This window comes from Pseudomonas sp., assembly GCF_037994325.1.
GTDB lineage: Bacteria > Pseudomonadota > Gammaproteobacteria > Pseudomonadales > Pseudomonadaceae > Aquipseudomonas.
Genome location: NZ_JBBNAH010000527.1, coordinates 1 through 11,875, shown reverse-complemented (window position 1 = coordinate 11,875; position 11,875 = coordinate 1). Strand labels below are relative to the sequence as shown.

8 protein-coding genes are annotated in these 11,875 nt (G+C 58.0%); 2 read left to right on the top strand and 6 right to left on the bottom strand.

The annotated features are described in order from the left end of the window. From AAAB16_RS17685 to pqqF, 4 genes are all read right to left on the bottom strand, one after another. On the bottom strand, positions 1 to 555 hold a 555-nt coding region (locus AAAB16_RS17685), incomplete at its 3' end, for a PAS-domain containing protein (protein ID WP_340664499.1). Beyond that, the gene (gene nosP / locus AAAB16_RS17680) at positions 461 to 1,648 is read right to left on the bottom strand and encodes a nitric oxide-sensing protein NosP (RefSeq protein WP_340664498.1); all 1,188 of its coding nucleotides are present in this window, start codon (positions 1,646 to 1,648) and stop codon (positions 461 to 463) included. The genes AAAB16_RS17685 and nosP, both read right to left, overlap by 95 nt. A gap of 292 nt (positions 1,649 to 1,940) precedes the next feature. Continuing rightward, positions 1,941 to 3,113 carry a porin gene (locus tag AAAB16_RS17675; RefSeq protein ID WP_340664497.1) on the bottom strand — a complete coding sequence of 391 codons (1,173 nt, stop codon included), beginning with the start codon at positions 3,111 to 3,113 and terminating at the stop codon, positions 1,941 to 1,943. 387 nt (positions 3,114 to 3,500) lie between these two features. Then, a complete protein-coding gene (pqqF, locus tag AAAB16_RS17670) occupies positions 3,501 to 6,077 on the bottom strand; it encodes a pyrroloquinoline quinone biosynthesis protein PqqF (RefSeq protein ID WP_340664496.1) in 2,577 nt (858 codons plus the stop codon). Between the two features lie 310 nt (positions 6,078 to 6,387). Here pqqF and AAAB16_RS17665 point away from each other — a divergent pair, with 310 nt between their 5' ends. Continuing rightward, positions 6,388 to 7,704 carry a methyl-accepting chemotaxis protein gene (locus AAAB16_RS17665; RefSeq protein WP_340664495.1) on the top strand — a complete coding sequence of 439 codons (1,317 nt, stop codon included), beginning with the start codon at positions 6,388 to 6,390 and terminating at the stop codon, positions 7,702 to 7,704. A 64-nt stretch (positions 7,705 to 7,768) separates the two neighbouring features. Here the strand turns inward: AAAB16_RS17665 and AAAB16_RS17660 are convergent, their stop codons facing one another. Beyond that, positions 7,769 to 9,406 carry a phosphatidylinositol-specific phospholipase C gene (locus AAAB16_RS17660; RefSeq protein WP_340664494.1) on the bottom strand — a complete coding sequence of 546 codons (1,638 nt, stop codon included), beginning with the start codon at positions 9,404 to 9,406 and terminating at the stop codon, positions 7,769 to 7,771. 475 nt (positions 9,407 to 9,881) lie between these two features. Between AAAB16_RS17660 and AAAB16_RS17655 the strand changes: the two genes are divergently transcribed. Next, a complete protein-coding gene (locus AAAB16_RS17655; RefSeq protein ID WP_340664500.1) occupies positions 9,882 to 10,118 on the top strand; it encodes a hypothetical protein in 237 nt (78 codons plus the stop codon). An 87-nt stretch (positions 10,119 to 10,205) separates the two neighbouring features. Here AAAB16_RS17655 and AAAB16_RS17650 read toward each other — a convergent pair whose 3' ends face one another. Beyond that, entirely contained in the window at positions 10,206 to 11,693 is a 1,488-nt protein-coding gene (locus tag AAAB16_RS17650) for a helicase HerA-like domain-containing protein (RefSeq protein WP_340664493.1), read from the bottom strand. Positions 11,694 to 11,875 lie beyond the last annotated feature (182 nt).

Here is an 11,875-nt window from a genome sequence, read left to right as displayed (position 1 = left end):
GTGCAGGCGATACAGGGTGTGGTCGTCGCCGCTGCGGCGGTGTTCTTCAACAATCAGCCCAGTGCTTTCGGCCAGGCGTTTGATCTCCGACAGCCGGGTGCCGCTGCCAATGCGCGCGCGGCTACGGGCCCAGAACGATTTGAAGCGGCTGTTAAACAGGACGATGCGCATGTCTTTATCGAACAGGGCAAAGCCATCGGAAATGCTCTCGATGGCGTCGATCAAATGCTGGTGCGCGGTCTCGGCGCGTAGGCGCGCATCGCTAAGCAACTGGTTGCTGGCTTTGAGTTCGGCCATGGCCTGATTGAGCGCATCGGTGCGCTCACGCACTTGTTCGGCGAGCACCACCGAATGCTGGAACGCGGCATAGGATTCATCGCGGCGCGAGGCGCTGGACTCCACCCGTTCAATCAGCGCGGCGTTGATGCGTTGCAGCTTGCGCTTGTCGTCGCGCAGTTGCTCAACCTCCTGGCGCAGGCTCGCCAGTTCCTCCTGCGCGGCTGGCTCGGCGGCCAATGGCAACCCCGGTAAAGGTTTGGTTGATATGCATGCCATTGAACTGCTCCCCGTAGGAGTTAAAGCCGATTACCCGTTGTTGCCGATACAGCTCGGAGGTTTGCGCTTGGGCATCCGTGCGTTCCACTTCCAGGCGGCGCAAAAAACAGTCGCAGCCGATGGTTAACAGCGGCGGCCCGAGGCGCTCGTGCAGGCGATTGAACAGGCCCTGCAAGTTTGGCGTCAGTGGGCCTGGGGTCATGGCGGTAAGGACGATGCCGTTTTCCACCGCACAGTAGAAACTCAAGCTGAGGTCGTCATTCACCCGCTGAATCGAGCGCACGTAATAGTGCTCATTGATACGCACGGCCAGCGGGTGGGCGGCGAACAAGCCGACATCCAACGCCTGCAACGGCACGCCGATCAGCCGCGCGTACTCCTGCGCCGCTGGCTCGGCGTTCAGCTCCAGCACTCGGCGGCTGGCACTGTCGGCCTGGGTGACCACCAGTTTTTCCGGGGTTGGCTCGACGTGGTGGGTGCTGAACACTTCGAAATCCAGCCGGGTATTGACCAGCACCACCACGGCCGCGCCGGCATGAAAGGCACCGCCGTAATACACATAGGTGCGGCTCAGGTGCAGGTCGTCACCGGCCGAACCGCCGAAGTGGGGAATGCTGCCCAACGCTGCGCTGAGGGCGGCGAGCACAACTTCCTCGCGGCTGGAAAGGCCATCAAGCAAGGTCAGGGCAAAGCAGTGATCCTTGATCGGCGCCAAGGCGTTATTGCGGCAATCGCTGACCAGGCGCTCCACCAACTGTTGCGCGTCAATCAGGCTAAAGCGCTCCATCTCATCAATCAGTGCGCTGGCGATGGAAAAGCTGCGGTGATCGAACCCCACCGCCGTCACGCAATTGCGGCCATAGCCCAGCGGCGTGATTTCGCCGGCACTGGTGCACCCCACCAGGCCGATGCCGCCAAAGTATTGCTCCAGGGTTGGGCCCAGGAGCGCCAGGTCGTATTGGGCCGAGCAGAAGAACAGCACAAAACCCAAGTGCGGATGAATCAACTGCCGCGCCAGGTCCTGAGCCACCTGCTCCGGCTCGGTTGCCGTGGACATGGCCATAACCACACCGTCGGTGGTTTGCTGCTGCATAAAGACGCCCCAGGGGGAAATGCTGCTGATGGGGTCATGGTACGGAGCAGGCGACGGCGGCCGAATCCTACTCTGGTCGCGGCCGCCCCCTCCGAAAGTAGCGGCACACCCATACGGCGCATAAAAAAGGCGCAGTGGAGGACGGCCATTGCGCCAAACACGATGCTCGTTGTTCCACCGTCGTCCCCGCGCAGGCGGGGACCCAGGCTATTGAACGGTGCGCGATGTTGCGTACGGCGCGAGATTCTGGATTCCGGCCTGCGCCGGAATGACGGTGGTGGGATGGGCTTTTTTACCAGGTAAGAGAGGCACCAATGGCCAGGGTATCGGTGTCTTCGAGGCTGCCCACCCCTTCCTTGCCATCAATCTGGAACTGGTTGTATTCGGCAATCAGCCGCAGGTTGGCGTTGATGTCGCGGGTGTAGGCGATGGCGCGGGTTTCGTAATCGGCTTTTACCCCCAGGCCGTTGCCGTCGTCGGCGGTTTTGCCGTAGGACAAGGCGATGCGGTTTTTGCCAAAGCGGTAGGCGCCTTGTAGCAGGTAGCCGCTGCTGTCCATATTGCGCAGCGAGGCTTCGCCGAGGTTGTTGGTGAAGAAGGGGTTGATGCCTTTGGCGGTAAAGCCGGAGCCAACCAAGGTGAAGTCGGCGATCTTGGCTTGCACGCCATAGCCCAGGCCTTTGGAGGTGACGGTGTCGACCGTGTCGTCGGTGTTTTCCGAGGTCTGGTAGGCGCCGTTGATCCAGGAGTAAATCTTTGCCCCGGCCAGGTCGAACTCGTAGGTCACTTCACTTTCGAAGCGTGGGTTGTCTTGATAGGCCTTGCCAGTGGCGCTGTCGTCGTTGGTATCAACCGGGTCCATGATGCCGGCAGCGACGCGCAGCCCCTCCATGACCGGGGTACGGTAGGTGATCTGCGAGGTAGGGAACGGGTACGGATAGCCGCTGCCGATATTGCCAAACGACACCCCGCCACCGTCGACCAGGCCGAGGGTATCGCTGACCTGGCCGTAACCGCCGAGCAGTTCATCGAGCAGGATATTGGAGCGGGCGAACAGGCCGAAGTCTTTGCCGATCAGCACTTGGCCCCAGTCGCCGTCAACCGTGCCGTAGAACTGGCGCACATCGATAGCGGTGTCGGTGCCGTTGGTTTCGCTGTCGTTGATGGTGACCCAAAACGAGGAACGCGCGCCGAGCTTGAGGTCTTCGACCTGCTTGGTCATGTTGAAGCCGATCCAATTGGGCAGAAAACCCATTTTTACCCGCGCCTGGTCGCGGTCGTACTGCTCGCCAGGGCGATCGATACTGCTGTTCACATAGAAGGCGTTGACGTAGCCGTCGGCGGAGAACGTGGTTTGATCTTTGTCGTACAGCATGATCTCGGCCAGGGCCGGCTGGGCGATGCCCACAACCAAGGCCAGAGAAAGAAGTGGGCGAGTGGCGATATTGTTTTTGTTGTAGCGCATGGCGTGCTCCGCTGTGTAGGCGACTGAGGATGCAGTCGTGGCGGGGCGATTATGAAAAGCACCAAGGCCCTGCCCTATCGAGCTTTGGCCCTGGTTTGGCGCTGCTTTGGCGCCGGTGCGGTGACGCGCGATTTACGGTGTAGACCGGAGCAGATGGAGTAGCGCGGCTTTGGTTGAAAGGCTTTGGGCGGGGATACGAAATGCGCGGTCGCCTGCACCGAGCAGGCCCGCGAAAAGGTGTACGCCGTACGACTTTTGGCGGAACGCCGTGGGCTGGTTTCCTGGGCTTTCGCTTGGTGCGCATAGCACACAAAAGCACAGCTCACTCGCATCCCCGTAGGGTGTGCTGTGCGCACCAAGGCGCAAGCCAAAGTATCGCCTACCCCCCTAGAAGGCGATTGGCTGCCAACGGGAGGTGGGGCTGGGGGCGTTGGCCAGCGCGTAGCAACCGCCAGCGGCGTTGAGCAATTGCTGCAGAGCTTGTTGCACATGCAGCGGTTGCAGCTGGCTGAGCTGGGCTTGCAGTTGGTTGTTCCAATCGGCCGCCAGCCCACGTTGCTGCGCTAGCCAGGCCTGATCGGCCAGGCCCGCGACGCTCTGGGCTAGCGCCTGCACCTGCTCCAGCAGGTTGTCGCGCAACAGCTGCAATTGCCCGTGGTCGATCAGCGCCAAGCGCTCGTTCTGCGCCTGGAGAAAGGCCTCGATATGCGCGCTGATCTCACCCACGCTGGCGCTCGGCGACTGCACGGCAAACAACAGACCGGGCAAACCGGCGATCTGGCGAAAACCGCAAAACACCGCATAGCCCAGTTGCAGCTCGCTGCGCAGGCGTTGGAAGAATGGGCTTTCCAGCCATTGCGCCAGCAGCCGCCAGGCCACTTCGGTCAGCGCCTTCTGGTCGGGTAGCGGATAGAACAGCACCAGCGCCGCTTGTGTACCGCCGCTTAACACATCGCGCCAGTGCCAACCTGGCTGCGCCTGGCTAATGCTCAACTGCTGGGCCTGGCCTTGCCCAGGTAGCAGCGCCAAGGAAGCGTGCAGGGCTGCGCGCAAGGGTGCCGACATGCCCACCGCCAGCCCTTGGTAGCTTGCCGTCTGCCAGCCGTGCGCCAGGGCATTCGGCGTTGGCAATAATTTATAGCCGTCGCCCTGCGGCGTTTGAAACAGCTCTGGCAACCGTTGCCACAACTGGCGCACCAACGGCTCATTGCCGGCCCGCGCAGCCTGTTCGCGGTGACGGCGCATGCCCTGCCCCCAGGCCAGGTTGGGCGGATGGACAAGCACCTGGGCGAGGTCCGCGAGCAACACCGGCAACACCTCGGGGCGGCCATTGAGGCGAAGTTGCCAGCCACTGTCTTGCTGCTCGAAACGCACCTGTACGCCGGCTTGATTGGCCAATTGCACGTTGGCGCGCAAGGCCACTTGCAGCACTTCAAGCAGCCCGTCGGGCGGCGTTTGCGCGAAGCGCCAGTGCAGGTAAAGCGCGGCGTCGATGCCCTCCTCCACAGCACCTGGACCGGGCAGAAAGGTCAGCCCGGCGCTGTCTGCGACAAAGCTCATGGGCGCGGCGGGTGGAGACGGTTGCAGCAGGGGGTTGTCCGCGGGCAGGTGCCAGTTCCAATACTCGACAATCGCCGGCACCGGTATCTGTTCGCACAGGTTCAGGGCAAAACCCACCTGCCGCTGCGCCTCGACAGGGTCGGTGCTGCTGAGCAGTTCCAATAAATTACCCGCCTGCAATTGGCCAAGCAGTTGGCGCAGCGCCCACAGCTGCTCACTGCCCAGTTGGCCATCGGCGTGCTGCCGCTCACTCCAGTAACGCGTCAGTTGCAAGGGCGTTGCCTGGCACAGACGTACAGCCGCCATCCGCGCGTATTCCTTGCGCCAGGGTCGCCAGTCATCCTGATCGCGGAAAAAGCTCAGCCAATCAAACAAGGCCGAACGGATCGAGGCACGGTTATCGGCATTACAGGTTTCGCTCAGTTGCAAGTCGATGCACAGCAGCGCTTGGTCGCCATGCTGATAGACGCGGCGCAGCGCAATGGCATCGCACCAACCACGTGAGCGTAGGGTATCCAGCAAGCCATCGGCGACTTCATGGCATAACCAGACTTCAAGAAAATCCAGCGCCTGCGGGTAGCCGCTGGGCAGCCCTTGCAGGGCAAAACACAAACTCAGTTGGTGCAGCCCTGCCGGCACTTGCAGGCGCAGGGCCGAACAACGCAGCGGCAACAGTGCCGGCGCCACGCTTTGCAGCAAGGCCGGCGCCGCGCGCAGAACGGCACCATGTTGCTGCGCAAGCTGGCGCAATTCGGTCAACGATTGTGGGCCGGCTAGCACCAGTTGCATCTGCCCGGCCTGGTAGAAACGTTGATGGAAATCTTCCAGGGCCACCTGAAACGCCGCGTGCTCAACCTTGAGACTGTCACGGTTACCGGCATGAAAAGCCGAGAACGGGTGCCCATAGGCCAGCGCCTGCCCCAGCGCGGCATCGCACAGGGTGTTGCGGTCTTGCCCACGGGCAACAAACTCGGCCTGCAACACCTCGCGTTCGCGCAGTTGCGCGCTGACCTCCAGCAGCGGACGAGCGAGCATGTCGCACAAACGCGCCAGGCCATCGGCCAGCTTGGTCGCTGGCACCTCAAAGAAGTACTCGGTATGGCGTTCACGGGTGCTGGCATTAACCTCACCGGCACAGCCGCGCACATAGGCTAGAAGGCCGTCCTGCGCGCTAAAGCCGGTGCTGCCAAGAAACACCATGTGCTCGAGAAAATGCGCCAAGCCTGGGTATTGCAGCGGCGCATCATGGCTGCCCGCCGCCACCCGAATAAAAGCCGATGCGCGTTGAGCGTCGGGAAGATGCAGCAAGCGAACCGACAAACCGTTGGCCAAATGCAGCAGCACCGGCTCGCCCAACAGGGCCTCCGGGGGTGAGGCAAGTGCGCAACGGTCTTGATTCAACATGCTGAAAAACCTACTGCAGTGGTGACTAGAGTGTGAATTTACCCAGCGCAACGCAATGCGTCTTTGGCATTACGGCGGTAACAGCTTCACTACCGGCGCTGTGCGTATAAAAGCAGAAAGCTCGGCCCGTGCAGTACGCCGGCACTGTAATTAGTCAGAACGCAGGGGGGGCCGCTAGTCGTTAATGCTGAAACAATTTGTCGTATCGAACCGACCGGCGATTATTTCTCTTCTACGCTTCAGGAACGTTTTGCCGTGCCGACGTATCAAGCAAACGGAATGCACTTCTTCTAAAGACGGGTAAGCAAGCATGTTCAACAATCATCTCAGGCAACGACTGGCCGCTCTCGAAGAAGAAGTGGCACGTACCCACCAGATTAAAAATTCACTGTATGAAGAGATGTTGGTGCTGGAGGTGGATCTCAGCGGCAAGATCACCTTAGCCAACGAAAACTTTCTGCGCGAAATGCTCTACCGTCCAGAGCAGTTGATTGGCCGCCACCTTGATGAGTTTTTCCCCGAAAGCTTTCGCAAGGAAGAAAACTACCGGAGGATCAAACAATCCTTGCAACAAGGCGATCATCTAAGCGGGGCTTTTCGCCTGTTACGTGGTAACGGGGCGGAGGCGTGGTTACGGCTAATCTGGCAACCCATACGCGACAGTAAGAAACGCTTGATCAGCTTCTCACTGTTTGCCGCAGACCTGACTCGCACCATCGAAACCTCAAGAGAACACGAAGGCATTATTAATGCCCTGCTGCGCTCTACCGCAGTTATTGAGTTCAACCTTAAGGGCGAAGTGCTCACGGCCAACGAACGTTTCCTTGGCGCCATGGGCTACAAACTCGAACAAATTAAAGGCAAACACCACTCGGTGTTCTGCGAGCCTCAAGAAGTTAGTAGCGCTGGCTATAAAGACTTCTGGGCCAAGCTTAACCGTGGCGACTACGTCGCAGGGCGCTTTAAACGGGTTGATGCCTATGGCCGCCCGGTATGGTTAGAAGCTTCCTACAACCCGGTGCACGATGCCCATAACCGCTTATATAAAGTGGTGAAATTCGCCACCGTGATTTCCGATCAGGTTAACCAGGAAATCGCCGTCGCCGACGCCGCCAATATCGCCTACAGCACTTCGCAGCAAACCGACCTCAGCGCCCAGAAAGGCGCCGCTGTGGTGCAGCAAACCGTAGAGGTGATGCGCCAGATCAGCCTCCAGGTGCAAGATGCCGCCGAAGGTATTGAGGCCCTGGACAAACAGTCGCTATTGATCAGTTCAATCATCAAAACCATTAGCGGCATTGCCGGGCAGACCAACTTACTGGCCCTTAATGCCGCCATTGAAGCGGCGCGCGCCGGTGAGCAAGGCCGCGGGTTCGCCGTGGTGGCCGATGAAGTACGTTTGCTGGCCGGCCGAACCAGCCAGGCGGCGGAAGAAATTGTGGAAGTGGTATCGAAAAACCAGCAACTGGCGCAAACAGCCGTGAGCAGCATGTCCAGCAGCCGCCAACAGGCAGAACAGGGCTTGGGGTTGGCCAATGAGGCCGGGGCGGTGATTGTCGAGATTCAAGATGGCGCGCAAAAAGTGGTGGATGCCATTGGCCAGTTCGCTAGCCAATTAAAGGCATAACACGCAAAACGCCCTGACCGGCGAGCGGTTCAGGGCGTAGGTTTCTGGCAAAAAAGCAACTTCTTTATTTGGCGACTGGCTTGGGCAGAACTAGGCCGCCAGTGAATTTTTTAAAGAGAGGTGCTGCAGTAGAGTCGGACGAAGAAGTTTCCTGTTTTATGGGAGCAGGGCTCGATAACACTGGCAAACTCCCGGCGTCCTTGATCAATTTGATCTGCGCTTTATTTTTAACGGGCGAATAAGCGTGCGCAGTAACCGAGCGCTCTTGAGACCAAGGATAAAATGCAGTACTGATATACCGCCAATCAGGATCGCCCTCGCCAACAGAACAAAAATTCCACGCCTGCGGACTATTACGCACATATATATCTCGCTGCCCACTTTCTTGCGTATACACATAAAACTCTTGGCCGGCAGGCAAGTAGCCGGTTTCAATGTTAGCCGCGCTGGACTTATAAGGCCCGACCAACCGCCACGACTGAGAAGTTTCATCATAAGATTGAATATACGGACTGACATTTTCCGGCGTATACCGAGCCCGATATCTCAGGCCATTTCTGCACAACGATTCGACACAACCGTCATCTGCAGTGCACTGCTCAAAGTTATAAAGCGAATTAGCCGCCACCACTGCTTCAATAAGACCAGGACCGGGAAAATCTGCAACGATCACACCCACGTACGGGCTGTTCCTTAGAAACCCGTCACTGGTAATTAATCCGTCTCCTGGGCCCTTCATATGGAAGTTTTTACTATTAAACTTTTCAATATGCTTACGAGCCAAAACATTGGTGCCTTCAAAGGCAATTGTGCAAATACCAATAAAGCAGTTAACTCGCGGAAAGTCCTTCCACTTCCAGCTCCAGCCAGGTGTGGTCAGGCCTGTAGCCAAGCGTGGCGCGGAGGTTCCTGGCGAGGAATGGCCGCTGGCGACGAAATAGGGAAATGCAATATCGGAACCCGATAGAAAATTAATAAGACCAACCTGCCCCCGCTGAGACCGATCCAGATAATCGCGGACCTTTTCCCACTTGCTGTATAAATCCCAATTAGTATTAACTTTCCATTTATCCTGCTGGTTAAAGTCAGAATATCGCAGGCCAAAACTGGGTTTTCTGTCATGATCATAATAAAAGCCATAATCCAACAAGACCACAATTTTCCCGCGCACATCACCCACACGAGGAAGGATGAAATCAGATGGATCTGCACGCTGCCAAATCACATCACGATATTGCGGAAAACCCATATACTTGTTAACGATCCTGTCGAATTCAGGATCATTACTCTCCTCCTCTTTTAACCGCATCAACACGAATTCCGAAGGATGGGCATTTAGATAGGCCTTCACTTGACTTAGCACTGTTCCAAACATGATGCCCTGGTAATACGCACCATGATGGATCGCCAAGGAACCGTTGGTGGATTTCGCACGGATATCCAAAAAACGTATACCGGCACGCAACTGTGTCGGTATATCCATCGTCTGGGTCTCTACATAGGGACCACCGACTCGGCTGGCTGAGTCATGGGTTCCGGGAATGGAAACTTGCATTATCGATTGAGAGTCCAACAAGTCTTTCATCCAGTCTGCTTTGACGGTCGTACCCGCCATACCAGAACCGTGATAATAAGCACTGTCCCAATGTGCGTGAGCGAAAAGAGGAAGTACGCATAATAAATAAGGAATAAAACGTTTCATAAAAGCTCGTAACCATCGCGAAAAGAGGGTGGCGAAGTTACGCACTTCAAAGATGGGGACCTGTCAGATCCGACCGGCAACTGAAATTCTTTTTCTCATTGACTTGTAAGCGTAATCCTACAAGTGCGTCGACTCAGCACGAGGCGCTGCAACGTATTCAGCGTTGTCAGGCGTCCGTGCCGGGGACGCGATAGGGACAATCACCATCAGCCAATAACGGGGGGCGGCTGTGACTCACTACCATGAGGGCAACTGATAGATTTTTCATTTCGCTTGGTTATAATCCGCTCACGACGTAAAAACGTCGGCTCGCCAATTAATTCAACCTTCAAACATAAGCCACTGAATTAATTGTGTTTCTGGCTAAGTCAGCCTAAAGAACAGGCGACGCATCAGCGCCGCTCTTCCGACTGCTCACACAGCGATGCAACCCAGCATGCTGGACAGTCGGCTCACCATGAGCAGAGATACGTACGTGACCAAAGACGAACTGCGCGCAGAACTCGAGCGCCAGGCGCAGCGTTACACGGAAGTTTACGGCGGGGAAGTTGTGACCTACGCCGCTCAACCGGACCCGGAACGCAAGCCGTGGCGTAAACGCTCCAATTTCCTCGACCAACAATTCGAGCGCGAGTTGGAAAAGATCGAGAAAGAAAAGATCGAAAAAGAACAGCAAGCCCACGTCGACGCTGGCGAAGATACCGATCTCTAACGGCACCGTCGTAGGGTGTGCTGTGCGCACCGAGCGATCCTGGCGTGTTTGCCTTGGTTATCAACCGGCACACCCTACGGGCATGTGTTAACGGCGCTTTTTGCCCAGCAACGAGCCCAGCAGCCCGCGCACTAACTCACGACCAATCTGATTGGCCGCCTGCCGCGCGGCGCTTTTCAGCGCTTGCCCGGCTGCACCGGCGAGCAAGGCACCGGCTATGTCGGCAAAACCTCCACCAGCCTTGTCCGCAGCCACTGGCGGCGCGTCTTGCGCTTCGCTGCTGGCAGCGGCACGGGCGGTAAGACGTTCGTAGGCCGACTCACGGTCTACGGCTTTGTCGTAACGCCCCGCTTGCGGCGATTGGCGAATCAACGCGGCACGTTCGCTTTCACTCAACGGCCCGATGCGCGATTGCGGCGGCGCAATCGCCACGCGCTGCACCATGGCCGGTGTGCCCTTTTCTTCCAGGGTGCTGACCAACGCTTCACCAATGCCCAGTTCAGTCAGCACGCTCAGGGTGTCAAACGCCGGGTTGCTGCGAAACCCATCGGCCACCGCGCGCAGGGATTTCTGCTCCTTGGCGGTAAACGCACGCAGGCCGTGCTGAATGCGCAGGCCCAATTGCGCCAACACGTCGTCGGGCAAATCACTGGGCGACTGGGTGACAAAATACACACCCACACCTTTGGAGCGAATCAAGCGCACCACCTGCTCCAAGCGCTCTTGCAAGGCTTTGGGCGTATCGGCAAACAACAGGTGCGCTTCATCAAAGAACAACGCCAGCAGCGGTTTATCGGCATCGCCGCGCTCCGGCAGTTGCTCGAACAACTCCGCCAGCAGCCATAACAGAAAGGTGGCGTAAACCTTAGGCGCTTCGTGTACCAGGCGGCTGGCGTCGAGCAAATGAATGCGCCCACGGCCATCGGCGTCGGGGTGAAGAATATCTTCCAGTTGCAGCGCCGGCTCACCAAAAAGGGCCTCGGCGCCCTGCTGCTCCAGTACGGCAAGACGACGTAACAGCGCCTGGCTGGAACCGCTGGTGAACAGCGCGCTGTCGGCGCCAAGCAGTTGCGGGTTTTCTTTGAGGTGGTTAAGCATGGCCTTGAGGTCTTTCAAGTCCAGCAGCAACAAGCCCTCGCGGTCGGCTACTTGAAAGGTGGCATAGAGCGCGGCTTGCTGACTGTCGCTCAGCTCCAGCAGGTTGCTTAACAGCAGAGGGCCCATCTCACTCAAGGTGGTGCGCAGTGGATGACCGCTAACACCGTGCACATCCCAAAGCGTGACCGGATAAGCCTGCGGCGTATGGTTCAGCCAGGGCATGCTGGCGATACGTTCAGCGACTTTGCCTTGGGGTGAGCCGGCGGCGCCAATGCCGCACAAATCGCCTTTGATATCGGCAGCAAATACGGCCACGCCGGCATCGCTAAAGGCTTCCATCAGGTGCTGCAAGGTCACGGTTTTACCAGTACCGGTGGCGCCGGCAATCAAACCATGACGGTTAGCCAAGCGCAGCGACTGCGCCACCGGTTGCCCAGTTGGATCGGCGCCGAGAAAAAATTCATTTAGCCCTGGCATTTCACTCTCCCGTTTTAAAGCTTTAATGCAGTGTGGCCGACACAACGAAAGACACGGAGCTGAGTCAATCGACAACGCCTGCTAGCCAGCCAAGACTGGCGCCAGTGCCCACCGGACGCAAGAAGCCATGACCAATAACCTGAAGTTCAGCCACAAGATTCTGCTTGCGGCTTCCTTGGTAG